At 58.7% G+C, this 23,438-nt stretch carries 20 protein-coding genes and 2 pseudogenes; 16 read left to right on the top strand and 6 right to left on the bottom strand.

The features are described from left to right. Positions 1–31: 31 nt before the first annotated feature. Entirely contained in the window at positions 32–3,802 is a 3,771-nt protein-coding gene (locus AC1KVE_RS13510) for an RHS repeat domain-containing protein (RefSeq protein WP_481092237.1), read from the top strand. 681 nt (positions 3,803–4,483) lie between these two features. On the opposite strand, the gene AC1KVE_RS13505 is transcribed toward AC1KVE_RS13510, so the two are convergent. From AC1KVE_RS13505 to AC1KVE_RS13495, 3 genes are read right to left on the bottom strand one after another with little or no spacing between them, the layout of a single operon-like run. Continuing rightward, complete coding sequence (locus AC1KVE_RS13505) at positions 4,484–4,864, bottom strand: hypothetical protein (protein ID WP_175430067.1); 381 nt, start codon at positions 4,862–4,864, stop codon at positions 4,484–4,486. After that, complete coding sequence (locus AC1KVE_RS13500) at positions 4,861–5,175, bottom strand: hypothetical protein (protein WP_039513937.1); 315 nt, start codon at positions 5,173–5,175, stop codon at positions 4,861–4,863. The genes AC1KVE_RS13505 and AC1KVE_RS13500 overlap by 4 nt, the downstream gene beginning before the upstream one ends. A gap of 40 nt (positions 5,176–5,215) precedes the next feature. Continuing rightward, on the bottom strand, positions 5,216–5,977 hold the full coding sequence (locus AC1KVE_RS13495; RefSeq protein ID WP_184551659.1) for a hypothetical protein: 762 nt from the start codon (positions 5,975–5,977) through the stop codon (positions 5,216–5,218). A 51-nt stretch (positions 5,978–6,028) separates the two neighbouring features. On the opposite strand from AC1KVE_RS13495, the gene AC1KVE_RS13490 reads away from it, so the two are divergent. The 8 genes and pseudogenes from AC1KVE_RS13490 (at position 6,029) to AC1KVE_RS13455 (ending at position 13,598) form a co-directional block, all read left to right on the top strand. Next, positions 6,029–6,430, top strand: coding sequence for a helix-turn-helix domain-containing protein (locus tag AC1KVE_RS13490; protein WP_238601168.1), 402 nt, complete (start codon positions 6,029–6,031; stop codon positions 6,428–6,430). Between the two features lie 160 nt (positions 6,431–6,590). Then, the gene (locus AC1KVE_RS13485) at positions 6,591–7,664 is read left to right on the top strand and encodes a CHAT domain-containing protein (protein WP_481092238.1); all 1,074 of its coding nucleotides are present in this window, start codon (positions 6,591–6,593) and stop codon (positions 7,662–7,664) included. A gap of 542 nt (positions 7,665–8,206) precedes the next feature. Beyond that, positions 8,207–8,716: a ferritin-like domain-containing protein gene (locus tag AC1KVE_RS13480; protein ID WP_082340521.1), complete on the top strand. Its 510-nt coding sequence runs from the start codon at positions 8,207–8,209 to the stop codon at positions 8,714–8,716. 173 nt (positions 8,717–8,889) lie between these two features. Then, the gene (locus AC1KVE_RS13475; protein ID WP_075285906.1) at positions 8,890–9,066 is read left to right on the top strand and encodes a DUF3606 domain-containing protein; all 177 of its coding nucleotides are present in this window, start codon (positions 8,890–8,892) and stop codon (positions 9,064–9,066) included. A 13-nt stretch (positions 9,067–9,079) separates the two neighbouring features. After that, positions 9,080–9,493, top strand: a pseudogene (locus AC1KVE_RS13470) (DNA polymerase ligase N-terminal domain-containing protein); the annotation flags it as partial. 72 nt (positions 9,494–9,565) lie between these two features. Next, positions 9,566–11,689 (top strand): DNA ligase D, encoded by a 2,124-nt coding sequence (gene ligD, locus AC1KVE_RS13465; RefSeq protein WP_481093064.1) that lies wholly within the window; start codon positions 9,566–9,568, stop codon positions 11,687–11,689. 40 nt (positions 11,690–11,729) lie between these two features. Next, a complete protein-coding gene (locus tag AC1KVE_RS13460) occupies positions 11,730–12,539 on the top strand; it encodes an OBAP family protein (protein ID WP_081377977.1) in 810 nt (269 codons plus the stop codon). Positions 12,540–12,926: 387 nt separating this feature from the next. After that, complete coding sequence (locus tag AC1KVE_RS13455) at positions 12,927–13,598, top strand: STN domain-containing protein (protein ID WP_075285904.1); 672 nt, start codon at positions 12,927–12,929, stop codon at positions 13,596–13,598. Between the two features lie 313 nt (positions 13,599–13,911). Here AC1KVE_RS13455 and AC1KVE_RS13450 read toward each other — a convergent pair whose 3' ends face one another. Next, on the bottom strand, positions 13,912–14,751 hold the full coding sequence (locus AC1KVE_RS13450; protein WP_481092240.1) for a site-specific integrase: 840 nt from the start codon (positions 14,749–14,751) through the stop codon (positions 13,912–13,914). A gap of 181 nt (positions 14,752–14,932) precedes the next feature. Further along, positions 14,933–16,324, bottom strand: a complete 1,392-nt coding sequence (locus AC1KVE_RS13445) for a site-specific integrase (RefSeq protein ID WP_181901168.1) — start codon at positions 16,322–16,324, stop codon at positions 14,933–14,935. Positions 16,325–16,979: 655 nt separating this feature from the next. Here AC1KVE_RS13445 and AC1KVE_RS13440 point away from each other — a divergent pair. The 7 genes and pseudogenes from AC1KVE_RS13440 (at position 16,980) to cho (ending at position 23,020) form a co-directional block, all read left to right on the top strand. Continuing rightward, positions 16,980–17,723 (top strand): hypothetical protein, encoded by a 744-nt coding sequence (locus tag AC1KVE_RS13440; protein ID WP_481092241.1) that lies wholly within the window; start codon positions 16,980–16,982, stop codon positions 17,721–17,723. Between the two features lie 508 nt (positions 17,724–18,231). Then, positions 18,232–18,456 (top strand): hypothetical protein, encoded by a 225-nt coding sequence (locus tag AC1KVE_RS13435; RefSeq protein ID WP_104541414.1) that lies wholly within the window; start codon positions 18,232–18,234, stop codon positions 18,454–18,456. A 395-nt stretch (positions 18,457–18,851) separates the two neighbouring features. Beyond that, positions 18,852–19,331 carry a JAB domain-containing protein gene (locus AC1KVE_RS13430; protein WP_481092242.1) on the top strand — a complete coding sequence of 160 codons (480 nt, stop codon included), beginning with the start codon at positions 18,852–18,854 and terminating at the stop codon, positions 19,329–19,331. 69 nt (positions 19,332–19,400) lie between these two features. Then, positions 19,401–19,592, top strand: a complete 192-nt coding sequence (locus AC1KVE_RS13425; RefSeq protein ID WP_080948773.1) for a hypothetical protein — start codon at positions 19,401–19,403, stop codon at positions 19,590–19,592. 183 nt (positions 19,593–19,775) lie between these two features. Then, positions 19,776–20,381 (top strand): hypothetical protein, encoded by a 606-nt coding sequence (locus AC1KVE_RS13420; protein ID WP_481093061.1) that lies wholly within the window; start codon positions 19,776–19,778, stop codon positions 20,379–20,381. 988 nt (positions 20,382–21,369) lie between these two features. Beyond that, positions 21,370–21,786 (top strand): annotated as a pseudogene (locus tag AC1KVE_RS13415) (XVIPCD domain-containing protein); the annotation flags it as partial. A 370-nt stretch (positions 21,787–22,156) separates the two neighbouring features. Next, positions 22,157–23,020 (top strand): excinuclease Cho, encoded by an 864-nt coding sequence (gene cho / locus AC1KVE_RS13410; protein WP_160954623.1) that lies wholly within the window; start codon positions 22,157–22,159, stop codon positions 23,018–23,020. Between the two features lie 148 nt (positions 23,021–23,168). Here the strand turns inward: cho and AC1KVE_RS13405 are convergent, their stop codons facing one another. Next, positions 23,169–23,423, bottom strand: a complete 255-nt coding sequence (locus tag AC1KVE_RS13405) for a hypothetical protein (RefSeq protein WP_011346616.1) — start codon at positions 23,421–23,423, stop codon at positions 23,169–23,171. Positions 23,424–23,438 lie beyond the last annotated feature (15 nt).

Genomic DNA, 23,438 nt, shown 5'->3' with positions numbered 1-23,438 from the left:
TCCGGACGTTCCAGACAACGAGGCCCGCTGGGTGGGCTATAACGTGCCATCCCAGATGGTCGTTGGGCAGACGTATGCGGTCAGCGCGACCTACCAGAACATGGGCAACCAAGTGTGGGGTTCAAGCATCGGCCACAAGCTTGGATATGGTGGCAGCTCTGTTCCTGTCAGCCCTTGGGGTATTTCAAGGGTAGAACTGCCAGGTGCTGTCTCGATTGGAAGTAACGTAACCTTCAATTTCAATGTCACCGCGCCACTTACGCCAGGCCAGTATTCATTTGCTTGGCGAATGGTGCAGGAGGGAAAAGAGTGGTTCGGAGCGTTTGGAGCTTCTTCTATTCAGGTGCTTCCCTCGCTGATCAAAGGCAGCATCGAAAGCGTCACTTACAACGCAATATCTGGCTGGGTCTGTTCAACGTATTTGAACCGCTCGATCGATGTGCATATGTATCTGGGCGGCTCTGCTGGTTCGGGAACCTTCGCTGGAGCCACCGCAGCTACCTTGCCAAGTGATGCTGGTATCGCAAATGCCTGTAGCGCTTCTGGCAGCAACTATCGGTTTTCGTTTCCCATCGATGAGAACTTCATCATCCAGAACGGCGGGAAGTCGATCCACATCCACGGCATATCGCCAGTGGGAGCTGGGAACGACACCATCTCTGGGTCAGGTTCAGTCGCTGTGCCTGCATCGATTATCAAAGGCAACATCGACGGAATCCAGAATGACAACGCCATCGTCGGCTGGGCATGTTCGACTGGCTTGGCCCGGTCGGTTGATATCCATATGTATACGGGCGGCGCCTATGGAACCGGCAGTCTTGCTGCGATCGGCAGAGCCAACCTCCCCAGCGAAGGGGGCGTTGCTGGTGCCTGTTCGGGGTCGGGGAGTAATTACCGTTTCTCCATTCCCATCACGGAAGAGCTGATTCGAAGCCACGGTGGAAGGCCGATCTACATCCATGGCCTTTCACCCATCGGTGGCGCAAACAATGTCATCGCGGGTTCCGGGGCAGTGGCGGTGCCGGCATCGGTCGTCAAAGGAAGAATCGATGGCATTGACAACAACAGAGCGATAGTTGGATGGGCGTGCTCGACCAGATTGAGCCAATCCATCGAGGTTCACATGTATGCGGGCGGAGCCGCCGGCAGCGGGACGATGGTAGCAAGTGCAGGCGCGAACCTTCCCAGCGATGGTGGCATTGCCGGAGCATGTGCTGCATCGGGAAGCAATTATCGTTTTTCTATCCCAATTACCGACGAGCTAATCCGCAGTTACGGAGGCAAGCCGTTTTACATTCACGGTCTGTCACCGGTTGGTGGAGGGAATAATCTCATTGATGGGTCAGGGGCCCTAGCAATTCCAGCGCTTCAGCGTGGTGCTGCGTTTGCCTCCCAGAACATGCCTGCACAGCTCTCGACGGGTCGTTCTTACAACGGTTCGGTTCGCTTCACCAATACGGGCAACGTCACTTGGCGCCAAGGGCAGGGCTATCGGGCAGTGTTGGTTGGCGATACACGCGGGTGGTCTCCAGGCGAAATCGGCCTGCCGTCGGACGTTCCGCCGGGTGGCAGCGTGGACTTCAATTTCAGCCTCCGGGCACCTTTGGGTGCGGGCGGCTACAACCTGCGTTGGCGGATGCGCGATGGTGCTGGTGATCTGGGTAATGAGTCCAGTAACCAAGTCGTGCAGGTGGTGGCTCCGCCGCCGGTGGAACATGGCGTCGGGCTTGCTGCCCGTAGTTACGTTTACGACGCGAACCAGCAGCTGTGCAAGGTGATTGAGCCCGAAAGCGGCGCCACGGTCATGGCCTACGACGCGGCTGGCAACTTGGCTTGGTCGGCCAGCGGCTTGGACCTTCCGAGCACGACCAGCTGTGATCTGGATGCGGCAGCGAACAGTGGAAGGCGTGTCGCCCGCACCTACGACTCTCGCAACCGACTCAAGACCTTGCAGTTTCCGGACCGCAACGGCGATCAGAACTGGGATTACACGCCAGATGGCCTTCCTTCTCGCGTAAGCACGGTCAATGACTCGGGCAATACGACAGTCGTCAACGCCTACAACTACAATAAACGACGGAAGTTGCTGTCTGAGGTGGTTGAGCAGCCAGGGATCAGTTGGTCATTTGGCTACGGCTACGACGCCAATGGAGCATTGGCGAGCCAAAGCTATCCCACCGGCACAACAGTGACCTATTCGCCGAATGCGCTGGGTCAGCCAACGGCCGTGCGGGACCAGGCAGGAAACAACTACGCCACTGGGATTGCCTACTACCCAAATGGTGCGGCTAGCCAGTTCAATTATGGCAACGGTGTGAATCACTCACTCGTGCTCAACGGGCGTCAGATGCCCCAGCAAGTGCGGGACTACAACGTTGCGTCGTTCGAGTATCAATACGACGCCAACGGGAACGTCAGCGCTATTTTCGACCAGCAAAGAGGCGCGGGCTTCAACCGTTACATGGGGTATGACGGGCTGGATCGCCTGACGGAAGCAGGGTCTGAGCGGTTTGGTGGAAGCAACTGGAACAACTACACCTACGATGTCTTGGACAACATTCTCACGGCCAAGCTCCCAGGCGTGCGTGAGAGCAACTACTGGTATGACTCCAAGAATCGCCTCACCAATATCTTGAGCAATGAAGGGTCAACGACAATCGGCCTGAGCTACGACGTTCAGGGCAACTTGAAGAACAAGAACGGCCAGGCTTACGCCTTCGACTATGGAAATCGTCTGAGAGACGTGACAGGGAAAGAGGCCTATCGCTACGACGCTTATGGACGTCGGGTGTTGTCTGGGGGCTTATCTACCTTGAACCTACAAGCGTATAGCCAGGCGGGACAGCTGCTTTACGCTGAGGTGCGCGGCAAGGGCAACACCGAATACGTCTACCTCAACGGGAGCTTGCTCGCCACGCGCAATGCAGGGGTTATCAAGTTCCAGCACACCGATGCGCTTGGCAGCCCGATAGCTGTGACGGACACCGCCGGCCAGGTAGTAGAGCGCACCGACTACCAGCCTTACGGCAGCCCTATCGGCAAGACGGTCGATGGCATCGGCTACACCGGTCATGCCATGGACGGTGCGACCGGGCTGACCTACATGCAGCAGCGCTACTACGACCAGGACCTTGGGCGGTTCTTGAGCGTGGATCCGGTGGCCGCGGACTCGGTGCTTGCAGCGAACTTCAATCGCTACTGGTATGCAAACAACAATCCGTATCGGTTCACTGACCCGGATGGGCGAGACGGTAGACTTTTCTGGTCAGCGCCCGATCGAGTGACCTTTACAGTTCCATGGACGATGACTGGCGTGCCAACATCCAATTTCACGGCTGCCTCCGTCAATGCACAGATTGCTCAAGATTTCTCTGGGACCGTCACTGTAAATGGCGTCAAGGTCACAATGACTGCGCAAGGTGTTTATCAAACAACAGGGGGGAAAGGCGTCAACGTCGTTAACGTCGTGCCTGATACGGCTGGTGTCACTAAAAGTGGACGTTCCCAAATTAACGCTATCGGCAGTAACAAAGTGACCGCTGGTGCCGGTGGAGCAGATGCGGCAACAACTTTAACGATATCGCACGAACTTGGCCATGCCGGCGGCGCAGGGGATCAATATGCGGGCGGGGTTGACGCTAATGGAAATGTGCTTCCGGCCGATGTCGCAGGTCCAGCTAATGTGATGAAGGATCTTTCTGGCCAGCCGGCAAATTCTCAGAGCCTTGGAGAGATCATCAATGCCAAGACCAATGTAAACTCCTGCGATAAGGGCGTAAGCGCGGCGAACGGAGGTTGTTAGTGAACAAATTATCACTTATTGCAGGCATGGTCGGACTTCTTGGAAGCGGTTTTGTCACCGCTTCGCCTAGAACCCAGGCGCCAGCTGCGCCTCCCTCACGGTGCGAGATTCGTTTGTCAGCATGGTGCATTGCCGAAGGGGCTTACGAAATAAACCGACAGTTGGCTAACGACTCCGTTCATGACAGGGTCTGGTCTATGCGAGGGAGATCCAAGCCTGCATCTAAGGTGATTGTTCTCGAGCCCAATGGATGCAAAAGTGGGCCTTCAGATGCGCTGGAGTTGTTGGAATTTGAACAAGGGGTGGCGTGGCAAAACGATTCTTGGGATCGAATTCAAGTCAAGCTAAAGTCTGATGGGTCCTGCGATCTGACAATTTTGCTGCCTCCTTATGATGGAGACCCCCTGGAATGGGCCTTCTCCAGTGGGTTGCCTCTGATTAGGCCTTGCAAGGACGAAAAGTGTATTGGTGCGGGTATTGGGGAGCTGAGGTCTCAATTTGAAAAGAGATATCGCGAGCGCCCAAAATCATAATATTTCATGGCGGTTTTCTCGACCCAATACGAAGAGGCCCGCAGTGATGCCGGCCTCGCAGTTTCCAGAGCTGATTCCTCTCGGTGACTGGCGTATTGAGCGACTCCTCCATGTTTGAGTTTTGTGCTGTCAGGCAGGAGCAAGATCTTCAGCTGGTCAACTGAAGCCACAACACGAGCAGCACCATGGGAAGTCCGCTGAGCATCGAGCTGACCCAGAAAGCTCCCATTAGGGTCAGCGGGGTCATCACCCACCACTGCCACCAAGCGAAGCCGGTATCCCGCGCTTGGGCAACCCGTGCTTCCGACGGGTAGAGCCGCTCGGCTTTCCGCAGACCCCGTCGAGCCATGAGTGGCCCAACGATGAAACCGAACGGGCCCAGGAAGAGCAGGCTCAGCGAGAACCACCAGAAGAACCGGTTGTGCGGCGTGGTCACCTTTTTGGGGGCAGCGCGCAGTGCGCCGTCCCCGCCAAGCCCTCCCACGGCGCCGACTGCCGTTCCAACCATCGAATTCGATTCGGTCTTCATTTGGCGTAGGCCCTCCAAGTTCCCGATTCGCGCACGTAGCGAAGATTCTTGCTGACAGGAATAGGCACCTGCCGGCCCTCGATGTTGAGTACCGCTTGGCCGCGGGTGTCGCAGCGATAGCCCTCGGCGCCCTCGGCTTCAACGCAGCCGGTGAGTTCGAAGTCCTGGACGTCGGTGACTTGGCCAGCGCCACTCTGTTGAAGCAGCCTGACGAACGCTTCCTTTGCGTTGTCAGACGAGGGCTTGCCGCTGCAGGCGGTCAGGCCCAGGGCCATGGTCAGGACGACCAAGGCGATCCGTGCGTTTTTCATGTCGTTCCTTTGCTGATGAGTGATAGAGAGGGCGACCGGCTTACTTGTCGCGGTTCCCGTCGGGCTTGAACCCGGCGATCCACATCCGGGTGTCTTTGAAGGGCGTCAGCAGGCCGCTGGCCCCCGGGTGCAGGTCGGCGGTCTGGAAAAAGCCGCTCACCCAAGCGATGCGCAGCGACACATCCACAGCCCGGTCAGCGACCCCAGGGCGGCTCACATTGACCACGAACGGCTGAGCCGGCGGGTTGGGCCCCGTTGACCTCTGAGCGCCGGTGTTGGGCTTGCTGGGCATCACTCTGATCCCGCTCAACGTGTCCCGGCCCTTCCACAGCGCAGCGCTGTTGAGCTCAGCGGTGTCGCCCAGGTCGTCGTTTTCCACCACCGCGGCATCGAAGCAGGTCCGGAAGGTTTCGGTCGTCGACGCTGTCGGACTGGTCCAGATGCGGGCCTCTGCCGTCCAGCAGGGCAGGGAGGTGCCCCACTCGGTGAAGGTCAACGCGACTCGGGGCCAATCCAGCTTCCCAAGCTGGGCCTGCTGGTGGTTATCGCCCTTGAAGAGTCCGGGCAGCTTCCCAGCGCCGCTAACGGGCGTGTAAATCGAGCCTGTTCCCTGACTGCCGGCCTTGCTGCCGACGTCCGACTTGATGCCCACCATCTGCTTGCCAGTGTCGGCCAACCCCTTTCCGAGTTGACGGAAAAAGCCGGACTTGTGCTCCGGCACTTCTTGGGCTTGGGCGGTGAACGGCGAGACGAGCGCCAACGCCAAGAGCGCAGCGAACGCTCCTTGTCCTGTGTGCTTCATACGAAAAGCCCCTGTAGACCGCCGGCCTGGCGGCATTTACGATAATCGCAGATGAGTCGCCTGCTTCCAAGCGGCACACTGAGGGAATTCAGCTTTCGTGCAATCTTCTCGATGCCCAAACCCAAGACACCGGCCACGGTCTATGGCACGCGTCTGCGCCATGCGCGGATGGCCATGGGCTGGACCCAAGCCGAGCTGGCGGAGCGCATTGGGATGGTGGACTCAGTGTCGGGAGCCACGCGAGTGAGCCGCTACGAGACGGGGCAACATGACCCGGACCCTGCGACCGCTGAGGCACTAGCGAAGGCGTTGAAGCTGCCTGTGGCTTATTTCCACGCCACGTCCGACGTGCTGGCCGACATCATCTTGATTGTGTCGGGGTTGCCCGTCGCCAAGCAGAAAGAGGCTTTGGAGCGACTCAAGGATCTTGCAGGCAAGCACTCAGGCGAATAGCGGAGATAGTCGAGCCGGTGATGACCGATGCTTGGCCGAATCTCAGGCAATGAGATAGTCCAAGCCTAGGATTAGGAATAAGGGATATTGCCGCACCGGACACCAACGGGTGTTCCGACTTGGTGTGAGCACTGCCTCTAACCTGCATCGAGGAAATCCAATGTCAGTCGACCAGCGCCGTAGGGATGTCGAAAGACATCAAAAGGAAATAGCCCGGCTCCAGACCGAAAAATCTCGAGAAGAGACCAAGGCCGTTGGGGAGAAGAAGAAGGCGTTCGATGCGTCGGCGGCCGCAACTCGGACAAAGTCTGTTTCCACACAGCAGTCGAAGCTGCGCGAGGCCCAGCGCTATGAAGGCAGTGCCGTCGCAATTCAAAAGAAGATAGCTGATCTTGAGACGAAGATAGCCCGGGAGCATGAGCGATTAGGAAATGCCAACCGGCAGCTTTCCGCAGCGCAAGTTCAGGAGCAAAAGAAGCTAGTCCAGGAGGACAAGAAAAGAGATGCTGAGCGTAAGCGGGCAATGGCCGCGAGCGCGCAAGAGCTGTCTAGGGTCCAAGGCCGTCTTACGCACCACGACCATTTACACCGGAGCACTGAGGCTACTTTGCAGCGGTTACAGGAGTTGCCAGAGCGGCTGACGGTTCTATTTCTCGCGTCTAACCCTTTGGATCAGCAGCAGCTTCGACTAGACGAAGAGGCCCGCTTGATCTTGGAGATGATTCGGAAGTCAGAACATCGTGATGCTGTGCGGTTGGAGTCCAGGTGGGCCGTTCAGCCCCTTGATGTGCTTCAAGCCATCAACGAATGCAACCCGGGTGTGGTCCACTTTAGCGGGCATGGTTCCAGTGACGACGAGATCCTTTTCCAGGATAGGGAAGGACGAACCAAGGTTGTCCGCAAGGAAGCATTAGTTCAAACGATGGTTGCGGCGTCTGGTGATATCCAGTTGGTCTTCTTCAATACTTGCTTTTCCCGAGGGCAAGCTGAGGCCATCGTAGAGCACGTTCCCTGTGCCATCGGTATGAACACGGCCATCGGTGACGATGCTGCCCGCATATTTGCTGCTTATTTTTACTCTGCGATAGGCTTCGGGCATTCCGTCGAAAGGGCCTTTCAGCAGGCGAAGGCTGCCTTGATGATGGAAGGAATTTTAGAAGAACAGACGCCGGAGCTATTCACCGCAGTAGGTGTCGAGGCCTCTCAGCTTATCTTGGTCGAACCTCGTAGATAGCTCCATACTCAACGCTTCTAGCGGGCGGGCGCTGGATCATTTCTGCAGTGCCCTCACCCGACGAGCCCGCTCTTCGGGGTTCTCCGTGGTTTGATAGAGGTTCAACGCTGGGAAGCGGTTGTTCTCGAACGTTCCGTAATGTTGGTCACGTCCTCTTGGCGAACCCGGGAATGCTTGAGCTTGGTGATAGCACGTCGTAAAGCATAGAAACCGAGCCCGTGGGCAAACTTGGAGCACATGAGGGCGACAATGTGACGGACGGGACCGGGGCAGCGAGCGCATTGGTCGAGAGCGATCTCCGGCTTGATATATGTGCTGAAGAAATCGATCGAGAGCCTGGGTTATGTGGTTGGGGGGAAGGCAAAGTATCTTCCTGACGTCGGCTTGAGGACAGCCGATGCGCGGTCTCTGAGCTTCATGCTGCCACTTGTGTAATTGACACGCCATTGATCGGATTCGCTCCGTCGTCACTTCAACATCGCTTTTCCGCAATGTTTGGCTGGATAGGGTGCGGTTTCCCCTAATCTAACGAGGACATTCTCATGGCCGAACCCAAAGAAAACCTGCTTGATTGGCTCCGCGATGCCCATGCGATGGAACAGCAGGCCGAGACCATGTTGAGGGGCCAGGCGTCCCGCATTGAGCACTACCCGGTCTTGAAGGCGCGAATTGAAGAGCACATCCAAGAAACGATCGGCCAGCGAGAGTTGCTCGATGGGTGTATCAAGCGTTTGGGTGGTTCTCCCTCCACGATCAAAGACGTGATGGGCAAGATGGCGGCTCTAGGCCAAGCGGTGGGTGGGATGACCGCATCAGACGAAATCGTGAAGGGTGCAATGGCGGGCTATGTCTTCGAACACCTCGAAATCGCGTCTTATACCGCGCTGATCGCGGCGGCCAAGACCGCCGGTGACCCGGAAACGGCACGCGTGTGCGAGGAGATCTTGGTTCAGGAGGAAGCAATGGCCGACTGGCTCGCGACGCACCTGCCAGAACTCACCGAAGAGTTCCTGGTGCGCGATGCAACTCCGGGCGTTGAGGCGAAGAAGTAACGATTGGCTCTTCATCGGCGCCTTGTCGGATGTGCTGCGACGGCCCGACGGGCGCTGATTTGCATTACATCCTAGGTTTTGCGATAGGCGTGGGTGCCGAACTTCTAGAGAGCGAGCACCGTAAGAAGCAACACCAGCACGATGGCAAATAGCCACAGATCGAGGAGATCACGATGACTGATGACAAGAAGAACACGGGTAGCCCGGACCGCGATCGGATCAACGTCAATGAAGACTACGAGCTGCAATACTGGACCAAGGCCTTTGGCGTCAGCGCGGATGAGCTTCGGGCGGCGGTCAAAGCCGTCGGCCCAACCGCGGCGGCCGTGCGTAAACACCTGGGCAAGTAACCGGGAGTAGGGCATGTCCCTCACCGAATACCGCCGCAAGCGGAGTTTTGACAAGACCAAGGAGCCCGAGCCAGGGAAGGCCTTGCCATCGGGGCGGCGCGCGATTTTCGTGGTTCAACTCCACCATGCCAGCCGCCGTCATTACGACTTCCGGCTCCAGGTCGGCGATGCGCTCAAGAGCTGGGCCGTTCCTAAAGGGCCCAGCTATGACCCCAAGGTCAAGCGCATGGCGGTGGAGGTCGAAGACCATCCCGTGGACTACGCCGGCTTCGAAGGCGAGATTCCGAAAGGACAATACGGGGGCGGCCACGTCGCCCAGTTTGACCATGGTGTGTGGGCCACCTCAGGCGACCCGGAGGCCCAACTCGCCAAAGGACACCTGCGTTTCGAGCTCTTTGGCACTAAGCTCAAAGGCGGTTGGCATCTGGTCCGGTCGGGCAAGCCGGCCAAGCAGCCGCAATGGCTCCTTTTCAAGGAAGACGATGCCTTCGCCAGCGATGTGGAGGCAGATGACCTATTGGGCGACGTCACCTCGCCGCCTCCTGAAGATCTGAAGCGTGCAGGGGCTGGCAAGGCAGACAAGAAAAAGCTCACGGCCGTGGCCCTGCCAAGCAAGGGCCGTCGCAAGGACTGGGCGAAGAAGGCCGCCGCGCTGACCAAGGCCAAAAAAGCCAAGCCGCCAGAGGACCCCTTCGAACCGCAGCTGGCCAAGCTCGGCGACGCTCCACCCCAGGGAGACCAATGGGTGCATGAAATCAAGTGGGATGGCTACCGCATCCTGGCCACCATTGCGGAGGGCGAGGTGCGCCTTTGGTCACGCAATGCCCTGGAATGGACCGAGAAGATTCCTGAAATCAGGGACGCCGTTGCAGCCCTCGGGCTGAAGTCAGGAGCACTGGACGGGGAACTCATCGCCGGCAACGGCACAAAAGAGGATTTCAACCTCCTACAGGCCACCCTGTCCGGAGAACGGCAAGGCGCGTTGGCCTATGCCTTGTTCGATCTGCTCCACATCGATGGAATAGATGTTGCCGATGCGCCCCTGCTGGAGCGCAAGGAACTCCTGCAGGAGCTGTTGGAGGGCAGCCCAGGGCACTTGGCCTTCAGCTCCCACATCAAGGGCGATGGGGAATCGGCCTACCGGCTGGCAGGCGAGCGCCACTTTGAAGGCATCATTTCAAAGCGTGCAGATCGGGCCTATCACGGGGGCCGGGGCGAGGACTGGAAGAAGACCAAGCAGCTGGCCAGCGATGAGTTTGCTGTCGTGGGTTACACGGCCCCGAAGGGCAGCCGCACGGGCTTTGGGTCGTTGCTTCTGGCCAAGCCTGACCCCAAGCACGGCTGGCTTTACGTGGGCCGGGTGGGTTCAGGCTTCTCCGATGTGCTGATCAAAGAAATTGCCCAACTGGTCGGCCGAGCTGGCGGGAAGACGCCTACCGCTTACGTTCCCACCGAGGACACCGACCTCCGCTCGGCCACGTGGTTTGAGCCGAGGTTCGTGGTGGAGGTCTTTTATCGCGGCATCGGCGGCCAGCAACTGTTGCGCCAAGCCTCACTTAAGGCGGTCAGGCGAGACAAGGAGGTGGCCGATTTGGCTGACTCGGATAGGGCTGCCACAGTCGAACAGCCCGCCGATGCCCCCCAGCTCAAAACCCCTGGCAAGCAGCTCAAGAGCGCCTTAAAGCACGGCAACGCTTCAAGGCACCGCACCGCTTCAGAGCACAGCACGACCCCGACAGGAACCCAAGGCCGCACACCGCCTCGGCTGTCCAGTCCGACCAAGGTGATCTTTCCTGACATCAAGGCCACTAAGCAGGACGTGTGGGATTACTACACGGCCGTGATCGACCACGTGTTGCCCGAGGTTATCGGCCGCCCCTTGTCGATCATCCGGTGCCCCAGTGGGACCGCCAAACCTTGTTTCTTCCAGAAGCACCACACCGCAGGCCTGGAGCTCGTGGACTCGGTTCGGCTGAAGGAGGACAGCGGTATCAATGCCCATTACCTTGTGGTCAGGGATGCAGCCAGCCTGCTTGAGCTGGTTCAGTTCAACGCGCTGGAGTTCCACCCGTGGGGCAGCCACGCGGAAGCGCCTGATCGCGCCGACCGCGTTGTCTTTGACTTGGATCCCGGCCCCGATGTGCCCTTTTCCGAAGTCAAAAAGGCAGCCGTGGACATCCGCAAGCTGCTTGAACAGTTGGAACTGGAGTCGTTCTTGCGGGTGTCAGGCGGCAAGGGGCTGCACGTGGTGGTGCCGTTGAACCCGGGGTGCGATTGGGACCTGACCAAGCGCTTCGCCAAGGGGTTTGCCGACGCGTTGGCAAAATCGGAGCCGACCCGCTTTTTGGCCACCTCGACCAAGAGCCTTCGCAACAAACGCATTTTTGTGGACTACCTGCGCAACGGCCGCGGGGCGACAGCGGTCGCGTCGTATTCCCTGCGCGGCCGCCCCGGCGCGCCGGTGGCCATGCCCATTGCCTGGAGCGAGCTTGCCAAGCTGACCCGTGCGGACGCCTTCACCATGAAAGACGTTCCGGCGAAGTTGGCTAGACGCAAGAAAGATCCTTGGGCGGATATCAACACGGTCCAGCAGAACCTGGCCCGGTGGGCGCAAGACGCTTGATCTGGCCGCCTGCTTTGATACTGATTTAGGAGAGAAACCGATGCGTCGATCCATCCTGCCGGCTGCGGCAGCCCTCGTCTTAACCGCGTGCGGGGGCGGAAACACCGAGTCCAGTGTCCAAGCTCCTGGTGCGGAGGAAACGGCCAAGACGAAGGCCTTGGAGACGGGTGCGGCAGTGATGCAGGATCGGCCGCCGATCGATGCCGTCAACGCCTACCTGGACGGCTTTCATTTCTACAATGGTCAGATGAAGCTCCAGATGGAGGCTCATCATTACTGCTCAATCCTCAATGAGGATGTCATTCAGTGCACCATCTACGATGGCAATGTGAAAGACGCCAAGCTGATGGGCGTGGAATACATCATCAGTGAGAAGCTATTCGCGGGCCTCCCTGAGCAGGAGAAGGCGCTCTGGCATAGCCACGTCCAAGAAGTGAAATCGGGGCAGCTGATCGCACCAGGGATCCCGGAGGTGGCTGAGCATGAGCTCATGGAGAAACTCATCCGCACGTATGGGAAAACGTGGCACACCTGGCACACCGACCTGGACAAAGACCTTCCGCGAGGTATGCCGCAGTTGATGATGGGCTTCACGGCGGATGGCCAAGCGGACCCGGCGATGGTGGCGGCCCGCGACACGCGGCTTGGCGTCAGCAGCGAGGACAAGCGAAAGCGCCGCGCCGATATTGCTGCGCCGAACATAGACCCGGGCGCAGACGCCTGGCGAGAGGGGACGGTGATCCAAATCCAAGACCCAAGCGGTGGACACGCTCACGAGACCGAGAGCCGGGATAAGGAGCCTTCCAACCAGAAGGAGAACGCGACGTCCAAAGGCTCGACCGGCCAGTAGGTTCAGGAATGCTCGGGCGGGCGGCCGACTAGGCCGATGCACTCCTCTCATGCAGCGCTCGCAGTTGGTTGATAGGGGGCAGTCAGATGATTCAGGTCCTAGGCAAGCTTGGACCAGCGCTCATGAAACGGACCTCGTATACGCGGCTCTCCTGTGCAAGTGTCGTTCTCGCCCAGGTTGGCTTCACAGATTCTGACATAGCGATTGAGTAGGTGGTTGAGTGCCTATTTCACTGTGACCATAAAACGAAATAATCACTTTTGTGTCCGGCGCGACGGCGATTTCCATCCTGACCATCTTCCATAACAGTCGCGCAGCATCTATTCAGATTCTTTTGCGTATGCGTGTCATACGCTTTGGATCATCTACGCGTATAAGGAGCGCAAAATGCCTACGCCTTTCTCGCGAACCCTATTTTCCGTCGCATTCGGGCTTGCAGTTGTAACCACGTCTACCGCTGCTGTCGCAGCGCAGCAGTATGGAACTCAACCTCAGCGAGAATCGAACGATCGTGCGACCGCAGACCTACGCACCCGCATCGGGGCCACGGGAGAGCGGATCGAGGAGGCTCTGCGTGGCGGCGCAATCACGAGCGTTCGTGCGACCACGCTTCAGCGCCAGGTGGAGCAGACCCAGGCAAGCATGGACCGCCTTTCTCGCCAACAGGGTTTCGTGAGTGCAGGAGAATTGGCCTCCTACAATCGCACCTTGAGTGCAATTGACGTCGAACTCGATCGTCACGGCGCCGCGCGCAGTTACGGAAATGATGCGTTGGTGGCATCCGACAGCAAGGGCCAGGCTCGAAGCTTCCGCTACGATTGCCAAAACGAACCGGTCGCAATTGCCATCCCAGGGGATCAGCTCGACCGTGCCCTCGACCAGTTGCGCTTGACGAGTCGCTGTCCGATTTCTGGCACCGATCTCGCGCGCGGTAAGCGTTCCCAGCCAGTGGTGGGCACAATGACTCCAACCGCCGCCTTGCAGGCAATGCTCAATGGAACAGGCCTCCAGATGCGTTCGATCAAGGGCGGCTTTGAGGTTCTCCGTCTGCCTCGGTGATGAGGTAGCCAGAGTATCGCTGGGCTACTAACCGACCATGTGCACGAGGACGGTTGATCGGTAACAACGGGTGAGCACTCTATGGAGCTTTGTAGTCCATGGCTGTCCAGTATCGACCGCTGAGTCCAATTACGGATAGAACTTGCGAGGTCTCGTTGGTCTGGTTGATCAGGGTGATTTTCGAAATGTATCAAACTCCTTTTGGTCGCAGGGAGAAATCCTATGTTGACCATTAGTGCAAAACGAATTGGGTAGCACAAGCTAGGGTTCCGCTCTTTTGCGATCTGCTTCGCTTTTTCTGAGGCTGGAAGAGTCACCCGTAACGGGCAGCCCCATGCGTGCGCACAAGCACCTGGTCGCCCATAAAGCGTGGCATGGTCAGCCCAGCACAGGAGATCTTATTCAGCGATTTTTTTAGGCTACTCATCCGACAACTTGGGTAAAGGAACCACGTAAAAGCCGGGAAGTGGCGCTCTGACGCTCGTGCCAACTCCCTTTTATCAGCCCAGCTGATGTCAGCATCCATCAAGCGTTCTCCGAAGGTCTGGCGTAGCGCTGAGAATCCGCTTTTTTTGATGCCATGAGAGCGCAAGTATCGAGCGAACTTGCTCCTAAGCCATGCGGCTGTGTCGGCTGTTCGCTCCCTCTGGCTGGTGGGAAAGAGTTCCCGCCCGTCCTTGCTTTTGATGGCTGCGACGTAGTCCGGAAACCCGGCATCAAGCAACACTTTCGGCACCGGAATTGACCCTGTGCTATGCCTCTGTCGAGTTCGGTATTTGGAGGCAGTGGCGCTTTCCGATTCCGGCGCAGCTCGATTATTGAGCACGATGCACATCAGCCCGGCGGGTTCGATGATGTCGTCGATAGACAGCGCAGCCGCCTCCGATGCCCGGACACCCATGTAGAGTCCGAGCAAGGGTGCCCAAAAAAGTAGCGGCTCGTTGGCTGCCCATTGATCGTAGGCCGGAGATGCGAAAATCGTCGCTAGGTCGCTCTCAGCAAGACGCTGCGGGTGTTGGCGGTGAGATTCGGCATTCATAACAAATGCTGTGCTTGCGGTGCTGCGAGGTGTTCGAAAGGTTACTTTGCCAGGTAGGCGTTGATTGAGGAGAGAGGACAGATGTTCGGCAGTAGGCGTGCTGGTGATGCTCATGATTGAATTCCGAAAGGGTGGAGAAGGAAGGGTGGAGAAGGGCGTTGAGGTTTGAGCCGGCTGCGTCAGTCGTTTGGCCTCCGTCTTCAGTTGCCCAGCAACGGGGGGCGAAGCAGGCGACATAGCGGTGGCGACAGCACCGCAACAAGGTTGCAAAACCGGACATCAGGGCAGGGCACGGTCAGGGGTAAAACTTGCTCGGGTCCGCCAAACACTCCGAAAACTGGCCACGCTCATACTTGGGCAACTCGACCGGCGGCTTGTATTTCGCCAGAATTCTGATCTGCGTGGCCCGAGCAAGCTTGGGCTTCTTGTGGAAATACGCGTCATGCAAGACGGGCACGTTCTTCCGCAGCGAATGGCCGGTAATGAGGGCGATGTCTTGGTCGGACACGTTCTTGTGGTGAAGCTCGGTGGCAAGCGTGTGGCGGAAGGTGTGAGCGCCGATCCCCTTTCCGAAGCCCAAGGTCTTCATGTAGCTGCTGAACTGGTTCACCGCGCCTTGGCTGTAGCGCGCATTGGTCTCACCCGTTTCCCGGTTCACGCCCGCAGACAGATGCGGAAAGAGTCTGGGATGGCCAGTAGCCTTGATGTCCTCAATGAAATCCAGGAAACCAGCATCCAGCAATGGTTTCGGGATGGGCAGCGTGCGAACTGCTGCTTTGCCTTTTAGGCTTTGACGGCTCCTGTCTCGATCCTTATGCCTGAGATCGGCGTCGACCGTTTTTTGGATGCGGATACACCAGACCTTGGCCTCCTCAACGATGTCCGCGACCTTCAATTGAGCGAGCTCGTTGATGCGTGCGCCCGTGTAGAGCGAGATCATGGGCAGCCACCACCGATGCGGATACTTCTTGGCCCAGGCCGGGAACGTCTTGGGTGAAAAGATGCGCTGAAGCTCTTCCTCGTCGAACAAGCGCTGGGGCTTGTTCGTGTCCACGACCAGGTCTTTCTTGATTTTCGGGAACGCATCCATTGGCGATATGGGAATCGCCTTGGCTTTTACTAGATTGCTGAAGAAGGTCACCAGGAACCGCCGGTGCTTCTCCAGCGTGGCGGGAGCGGGCGGCGTCACGCCAAGTTCTTTGCCACGGGCAACCGCCTGCTCGAACGTGTAGTCCCGATACTTAAGGTCGGACAGCAAGAGCGGGGGTGCCCAACGCATCAGGTCCCAAAGCTTGTAGATGTGAGCGTGGTCGATGCGCGAGACAGGAACGTCACCACAGGCAATCCGTAGGAGCTTCAGCGTGCGAGCCGTGTCGTCGACGGTTTCCTTTGCCAGGCAGCACCGCTCGCGATGGCCGAGGTAGTCCGAGATCTCGACCGACAGCAGTCGAGCAGGAGAGCAGAGGGGTAGGGGCTCGGGGTAGAGCGTCCGATTCTTACTGAGGCGCACTCTACGGGAGCGCTCATCCGCGCGGTCAAAGAGCTCCAGGGCGTGGATGGCGGCTTCGCGACCCGTAATGTTGATTTCGGAGGCCCGGACGTTGCCGACATGGACATCCTTGATTTGTAGGAGCCCAAACGGGGAGGTGATGTAATCGCGGAGCTGTTGCTGGACGATAGAGGACATTGCTTGCTTCCATTGTTTCAATGGAAGTAGTGATAAAACAGCCCGGAAATTCGTCAATCAAAACGGGCTGTTTTTTTCTTTTCCTGAAGCAAACTCTACCGCAACGGTGTCGCATGGACTTGAGCCAAAATTATTATGTTCGCTTTCAACTCGATAGATCCATGTAATTCAATGATTTAAGTCTGACTGGCGAAATATTTTTGAGTGATTTGCCCTGGCATTATTGTACTGTTTAATGCAAATAAGCTAACTAAAACAGCTCTTATGTTAGCTTTTAAGGTGTACCGTTCCTAAATACTCAATCAGATGTTAGTATTATCTCGGTAAATAAGGCGGCCAAAAACCGGAGTTAACTAACATGGACCCCTTTGAGGGCGTGGTGCTGGACTACCTGCGTGCGGATCGCGCGCTGTTCGTCAGCAGCCAGTGCTGTATCGGGCTTCCATGGGGTGGCCAATCCGAGCACCGAGTCCGCACTGATGTTGCTGGGTGACGGCATGCCGTGCCGGGAGCTGGCTTTGAAATTTTTGCTAAAGGTCTCGGTCCCAAGGGCGACTCATGGTCATCATACACGTGCCCCCTGGCTGCCAATGGCAGCGTGTGAGCAACGCCGTAATTGATGATTTCATTCTGTCTAACTTGGTGAGAGGCGCCAATGTCTAATGAAGGAAAATTTCTGAATCACATCTTTCGCGTCGCTTTAGTCTTGGCGAGTTGTATAACGCCACCTATCGCTCAGGCAGCTTCGTCTGATGGCATTCCAGCCGGTGATTGGCGCGGAATCCTGCGCACGAGCGAAGCCACAGGCCCGGTCTATGTCCGCTTGAGTGAGCGCGCTACAGGTGCTGGCGGCTCGCAGACCGCGGACTTGCGGTTTGGGCCTCCCTTCAACTGCTCTCTGGAGTTGCGGGCGCAGAACGATGGTTACGCAATGCTGTCGCGCAATGGTGGCAAGTTTTGTGATGCGCAGACTGGTAGACAGGCTCAGCTTCGGGTGATGGATGAGACAGCAGAGAGCATAGAGCTCACACTGTTGGGACATGAGCAGCCTTTGGTTGTCACCCTGGACCAGAAAAGGGAAGGGTTGGCTGAAGCTGGTCGGTGGCGAGGTGCGGGCCTTATCGCCGCACAGTTAGAGATCGTTGCGACCAGCGTCCGGCCTGGGGATGTGCTTGGTCGCCTGCGCTATGGCGCTCCCAGGGATTGTCAAGTCGAGTTGCGATACGCCGGCCGCGTCGATGGTGCGTTGACTGCATGGATCGGCGCTAATGACCGTGGATATTGCCGTCAGCTCAGCGACGGCCAAGCCGCCATGCAGGTTCGTCCGGATGGCAGCGCGACGTTTTCGATGTTCGTCAAGGGTCAACGCGACACGGTGTTTTTTGAACGTGTGCCTTGATGCGCGCTAGGTATGAAGGACGCAGCCTACAGAACCCGCAAACCACGTTCTTGGAGGATGTCGTGCCCTGGCGCTAACGGTCTTGGAACCGGAGTGCCTACGAGACCCGGTCGAACGATGAGTCGCTTGACCTTGGCTAAGCCGGGTTTCAATTTCATAGGGCGACAAGGACGCCCGCCTCAGAACTTCCTGACAGCCCAAGCGGTGTCAGGCCTATAGGCCACGGAACGCCTGCAGCGCAACCTGACTTTGCCGGACGCGGGACCGATGGTCACTCACCCCGCGCGACGCTTGAGCAGCGTCTTGCCGGCACCCCGACCGTTGGCTGCGCCCAAGTAGGTTGGAGGCATCGCCGCCCCTGTGCCGCCTCCGATTGGAGCCAGACGCCGGTAACTGAGAGACATCTAGTCAGCCCCGCGCGCTGTCAGCGCAGGATCGAAGGGCTTCTGCCGTATCAGGGTGAGGGCGCGTCTCAAGCAGTGCGACAGCGCTGCGGATACTCCTGCCCATGGACCGAGCCGAGCTACGCCTTCACCTCGAACGCCTGGATGCAGCAGTTCCCACCCTGCGGGCCTCAAGTCCTGATCGCCGCCACTTTTGGCGAGCTTTTACAGTCATGGCCGCCGCCATCGAGAGCAAGGCAGCGACGAGCGAAGACGCGCAGTTCGTCGGCCGTCGGGCCGAGGAAATCTTGTCCTGGCATGGGCTCGAAAACACGGACGAACACGTCTGAGTCCATTGGTGCCGACCAGCCCATCCCGATGCCTGCGTGCTTCTCATGCGCAGCGATGCTGCGTGGGACAAGCATGCACAGGTCAGCAGTAGTTCGATCACTGGCTGCAATGTCCAGTCATTGTCTGCTGACATCAATCTACTTCGTCCATCCGAATACCGTTTAGCCCGCAGGCCCATAGGGCATGCATGATGTGCCTTCACCAGTGCTGGGCCTCTGGAAGGGGCCTTAGCTTCGCTGCCCCCGCCGCAAGGGCGAGCCTCCTTCTCGACGCTGGCGCTTTGTTGCGGCCCTCCGCTGCGCGCCTAACGGTGCTCACTCCCGGGTGCGGTAGGGCCTGACGCTCCGCCTGTCGGTTCCCACGAGGCGCCTGTCGCGCCGGTGGAGACAAACCGATGAAGCGCAACCAAGACCGAGCCGTCCAGTATCAACTTCAGATGGACGAGGAAGGGATTCTGCTCGCAGCAGCCACCATTCTCGAGCAACGCCTCCAACGGTTGGGCAAAATCCACAGCCCGGAGCAAGCCGGCAGCTACTTGGTCGCTCGATGCGCCCATCTGCCCCACGAGGTTTTCGGTGTTCTCTTCCTCGACACCCAACACCAGGTCCTGACCACTGAGCATTTGTTCACCGGCACCATCGACGGGTGCGATGTCCACCCACGAGTCGTGGCAAAGCGTGCTCTTGAGCTCAGCGCCGCCGCAGTCATCCTGTTTCACAACCACCCGAGCGGCAACCCGGAGCCCAGCGAAGCCGACCGCAAAGTCACGGAGCGTCTGAAGCAGGCCTTGGGCTTCCTGGACATCCGGGTCCTCGACCACCTGGTCATCGGTGGCCAGAAGAGCGTCAGCTTGGCCAGCAGGGGGGGGGCATAGCCCGCCCCTTCACCTGTGCCGCCTGCCGAAGCTAGACTGCCAAGGCAGATCCACATCCATGGAGCAGGAATGAAGGCGTTCCGCGTGCGAGGAATTGTCTGGGAGACCGATGGCAAGCGTCCTAAATTGCCCACTGAAGCCACGGTCGAATGCGCGAGCGAAGAAGACATCGCCGATGCGCTTAGCGATGCTTACGGATGGCTGGTGAGTGACTTCGCTGTCGTAGACGGTGCTGATGGTGCCAGTGATCCGAGAGCGTGATTCCATTCTGGGACGCGCGCCGCACCTGACGGTTAGACTCTGGTGGCAACGAAGCACATCGAGCACCCACGGAGGCTCAGCTTGCGGTTACTGATTCGCAGCATTGTCGTGCTTACTCTTTCGTTAGGGACGCAGGCCTGTGCTCAAGGGCCGGCGAGTAGCCAAGGCACTCAGGAGAAAACAATGGAAGGACATCCCCCCAGCGCTGCAGACGTGCGCTCCGAGCAAGACAAAGCCGCTGCTAGTGCGGACAGGGCTGCAGACGAGGCCACCCGGCGAGCCGCTCCCAATGCTGTGGTGTCTGGCGATTACCCACCATTGCCGCAAGGCCCGGCGCTAACGTCAGGTGCATTGGTCGAGGCCATCGTTCGAATGGCCAAATCTTTCGAAACCAGAGCAGACATGGCCCCGGCTCACGTTGCGCACGTGTCAGGGCTTGAGGTGACGCCAGACAGTCAAGGGCGGCGCACAGGGCTCCAGGGCGCACTAGGTGCGGGGCACTATGAGTTCGCTGTGTGGAAGCCTTACGCGCGTCATCCTGGGCACACCATCGAGCTGACCGTGCGGCCGTCCGAGGCCTGCGACCTGTCGTTTAAATCACTGCATGACCCATTGGTTGCAGCCGGGTTCGGTGTGACCAAGAACGCGGTGGGCTTCAAACCGACGGTCTACTTTGAGCGAGCACTCGCAGACGGGCTTGGCTTGTATGTTGTCGTCAGCACGGACAAGCACGAGGACCCACACTGCGTTTCGCGGGTCAGGCTCGAAATGGAGCCGCGTGATGGCTGATCAGCGCGACATTGACCGGTTGCTCCAGGACCTGGAGCGGCAGCCGGGCCTCCCTAAAGGTGCGATGCGTGACCTCCGTGAAGCCATAGATACTTCGCCTTACCTTGCTTCGGTCATGACCCAAGCCATCGATCTGGGCACCCTCCGTCGCCTGGAAGTGTCCAACCAGCCGAATGAGGGCGGGCACTACGATGACAGGACGGGCACCGTCAGCATCAACACCTCGATTTTCGCGCCGTCCATTCGGTCCGACCGCTTAGACATGTTGGCGGGAACGTTGGGGCACGAGACTGGGCATGCGCTGATGGCGCCGTCGGCGCAGGTTTCCTTGAACACCTTTGTGTTCAAGCTCGATACCGCTCTAAAAGACGGCGTCCAATACGGTGAATCGGTGGTTGATGTGACAGCGCCATCCAAGGAATACATCGCGTCCGCGAGGCAGAACGAAGCCTTGGCCGAGTTGGTGAGCATGAATTCCGTGGCCAGTCGAGTGACGACGACTACGGGAGAGTTCAACCAGGCCGAGTTTCTGCGTCGCGTCGAGCCGACAACCGCTTGCGTGAAAGACGGAAAGCTTGAGCCAGGCATCCATTTGGACGAGCGCGGACTTCAGCGGACGGGAAACAGCATTTCCAGCCCGGCTGTGGAGGCCGTTGCCGTTTGCCACTTCGATAGAAGCGACAGCAGCATGGGGCGCCAAGGCACGGCTAACTACCCCGGCTACTACGCGGCTTACCCTGTGAGCGCAGGGGCTGCGTTGCTAAAAGATCGCGCAGGCTCGACGACCCAGGCCTTGCCGCGGCTGGGTTACAACCTCGCAGAGCTCGGCACCGATACAGTCAAGCTGGAGGGAGCCGGGCTGAACTTGGGCGGGCAGGGCAGGGCGTTCGGATTCGTCGATACCTCTCATGGTCAGCAGCGGGAGGTGGAAGTGCGCCAACTAGGTCCAGCCCAGCATCGCCCGGACATTGAGCCCCCCTCGCTTCAGTCACCTTCGCAGGTGCTGGTAGACAATCCCGCTCACGCTGACCATCAGACCTATGCCCGCATCCACGACTGGGTCAAAGGCACGGGCAACTGGAACGACGAGGAGAGCCGCAACGTGTCGGCGTCGCTCTACAGGCAGCAGGTGGACGATCCGCTGTTGAAACGTGTGGACCAAGTCACCGGGGGCTTAGGCCGAGATGGGGCGCACAACGTCTTTGCGGTCTACGCTCCACATGGGGTGGGGGTCGCGCCCATGTTCCATGCCCATGTCGATGGACGCGAAGCCTCCCAGCAGCCGGCCCAGCAGAATCTGCAGCAGGCTGAAACCATTCAGCAGAACCAGGTCCGCCAGCAGGCGCTCGAACAGACGCAGCAGCAAAACGTTCAACAGGAGCAGGGACCAAGGATGACGATGTAGTCGCGCGGAGCGTTCTCGAATGGCTCAATTGAGAAATGTCCTTCCTATCCGCCGCACGGCGTCGAAGAGGCAGGCTGGTTGTTGATAGATGGCTCTCCTTGCCCCGGTCTATATCGAAAGCATGTTCTTAGGAATGTCTGAGATGCCGTGGCTGAACTGGTCCAGCCGTCAGTAGCACCAGACCCGCTGCGCTTTGATGCTTTACCGCTAACTTGATTGGTGGCGTCCCTGCATCAAGGTTCTGCTGAACATGGCTACGCTGAGGCTAGCTCGGAGTGGATCGATGCGGGCGGGACAGAGTGCAGTCGCACAGACTGAGACGGCGTTGCACCAGAGTGTCACCCTACAATCACCGCCTTCACAACACCGCATGCCCAGTAGTGCCAGGCGCGCCCGTCGCGCATCCGATGTTTTCGATTACGCTTACCCAGAGCATTTACGCGATTGCGTGGAAGCACTTCCCAAAACAGCAGGGGTCTACACCTTTCACGGGAAGGAAGGCCTGTTGCCGCTCTACGTCGGTAAGAGCATAAACGTGCGCACCCGGGTGATGGACCATTGCCGCACCCCAGAAGAGGCCTCACTGCTTCGTCAAACGACCTCGGTTTCCTGTATCTCCATGGCAGGCGACGTTGGTGCACGTTTGCTGGAGGCGCAAATGGTCAAGCGTCAGATGCCGCTCTACAACAAGCTGCTTCGGAAGGTCCCGCGGCAGTTCTCCATCCGCCTCTATCGGGGCGAGGTCTCTATCGTTCACTCGGCGGAATACGACGTGACCTCCTCACCGATGCTCTACGGGCTCTACTCCAGCCCGCAGTCCGCTCAAAAAAGCTTGCGGCGCATCGCCGATGACCACCGGCTCTGTTACTCCCTGGTAGGGCTCGAGCGGCTGCCTTTGGGCCGCCCATGCTTTCGCGCCATGCTCAAGCGATGCGCGGGCGCTTGCTCGGGAAGTGAGACCCTGGATGAGCACGAAGAGCGCTTACGTTCTGCACTCATTCGTCTAGAGCTTTCAACCTGGCCCTTTCGTGGCCGGATTGCGTTGGAAGAGAAGGGCGAGAACTTGCGCCAGCTCCACGTGCTGGATGCCTGGCACTACCTGGGCACCGTCACGACACTGACGGCGGCCAGGAAGCTGAAAGGCGAGCCGTTGGGCTTCGACCGGGACAGCTACAGGATCATCAGGGCTGCGATAGAGTCGGGACTTCACGCCATCACCGTCCTCGGCCCGTAGAGCTCTTCCGCGCTATCAAACAGGGCCAGATCCGTTGGCAAGTCATGGAACCGATGCAGCCGGGGAGCGTCCAGCAGGAGCAAGGGCCTCGGATGACCATGGGCGAGCATTGGGCGGCTTGCAAAAAAGCTGACTTGATAGGGCAAGGTTAGTGGAGCAAGCCTGCCCGGTCCCTCATGTGATTGAGCAGCAACGTTTCCAGTTCTGCCTCGTCTAGTGCATGTGCACCCGTCTGGAAGACTAGGTCAGCCACTCGCTGCCGCCGTCTCATCTCTTCGCGCCTTGCTGTTTCCTGCGCCTTTGCTTCGCGGCGCTGGTTGGCTAAAAGCTCTTTCGCTTGCAGCTGTGCTAAGCGCTCGGTGGCCCGCTGAATTTGGTCTCGGTAGTGATTCGTTGCGGTCATGCGTTTCTCCTGTCG

This window comes from Xanthomonas sp. NCPPB 2864, assembly GCF_056675615.1.
This window is presented reverse-complemented; position numbering and strand designations above follow the sequence as displayed.

What these genes read in the sequence shown, in the direction of transcription:
- AC1KVE_RS13440 (WP_481092241.1), top strand. Translation starts at nt 16,980, where the DNA reads ATGTCTAATGAAGGAAAATTTCTGAATCACATCTTTCGCGTCGCTTTA.
- AC1KVE_RS13505 (WP_175430067.1), bottom strand. Translation starts at nt 4,864, where the DNA reads ATGAAGACCGAATCGAATTCGATGGTTGGAACGGCAGTCGGCGCCGTG.
- AC1KVE_RS13405 (WP_011346616.1), bottom strand. Translation starts at nt 23,423, where the DNA reads ATGACCGCAACGAATCACTACCGAGACCAAATTCAGCGGGCCACCGAG.
- AC1KVE_RS13460 (WP_081377977.1), top strand. Translation starts at nt 11,730, where the DNA reads ATGCGTCGATCCATCCTGCCGGCTGCGGCAGCCCTCGTCTTAACCGCG.
- AC1KVE_RS13435 (WP_104541414.1), top strand. Translation starts at nt 18,232, where the DNA reads ATGGACCGAGCCGAGCTACGCCTTCACCTCGAACGCCTGGATGCAGCA.
- AC1KVE_RS13485 (WP_481092238.1), top strand. Translation starts at nt 6,591, where the DNA reads ATGTCAGTCGACCAGCGCCGTAGGGATGTCGAAAGACATCAAAAGGAA.
- AC1KVE_RS13500 (WP_039513937.1), bottom strand. Translation starts at nt 5,175, where the DNA reads ATGAAAAACGCACGGATCGCCTTGGTCGTCCTGACCATGGCCCTGGGC.
- AC1KVE_RS13495 (WP_184551659.1), bottom strand. Translation starts at nt 5,977, where the DNA reads ATGAAGCACACAGGACAAGGAGCGTTCGCTGCGCTCTTGGCGTTGGCG.
- AC1KVE_RS13475 (WP_075285906.1), top strand. Translation starts at nt 8,890, where the DNA reads ATGACTGATGACAAGAAGAACACGGGTAGCCCGGACCGCGATCGGATC.
- AC1KVE_RS13430 (WP_481092242.1), top strand. Translation starts at nt 18,852, where the DNA reads ATGAAGCGCAACCAAGACCGAGCCGTCCAGTATCAACTTCAGATGGAC.
- cho (WP_160954623.1), top strand. Translation starts at nt 22,157, where the DNA reads ATGCCCAGTAGTGCCAGGCGCGCCCGTCGCGCATCCGATGTTTTCGAT.
- AC1KVE_RS13490 (WP_238601168.1), top strand. Translation starts at nt 6,029, where the DNA reads ATGAGTCGCCTGCTTCCAAGCGGCACACTGAGGGAATTCAGCTTTCGT.
- AC1KVE_RS13480 (WP_082340521.1), top strand. Translation starts at nt 8,207, where the DNA reads ATGGCCGAACCCAAAGAAAACCTGCTTGATTGGCTCCGCGATGCCCAT.
- AC1KVE_RS13425 (WP_080948773.1), top strand. Translation starts at nt 19,401, where the DNA reads ATGAAGGCGTTCCGCGTGCGAGGAATTGTCTGGGAGACCGATGGCAAG.
- AC1KVE_RS13445 (WP_181901168.1), bottom strand. Translation starts at nt 16,324, where the DNA reads ATGTCCTCTATCGTCCAGCAACAGCTCCGCGATTACATCACCTCCCCG.
- AC1KVE_RS13455 (WP_075285904.1), top strand. Translation starts at nt 12,927, where the DNA reads ATGCCTACGCCTTTCTCGCGAACCCTATTTTCCGTCGCATTCGGGCTT.
- AC1KVE_RS13420 (WP_481093061.1), top strand. Translation starts at nt 19,776, where the DNA reads ATGGAAGGACATCCCCCCAGCGCTGCAGACGTGCGCTCCGAGCAAGAC.
- AC1KVE_RS13450 (WP_481092240.1), bottom strand. Translation starts at nt 14,751, where the DNA reads ATGAGCATCACCAGCACGCCTACTGCCGAACATCTGTCCTCTCTCCTC.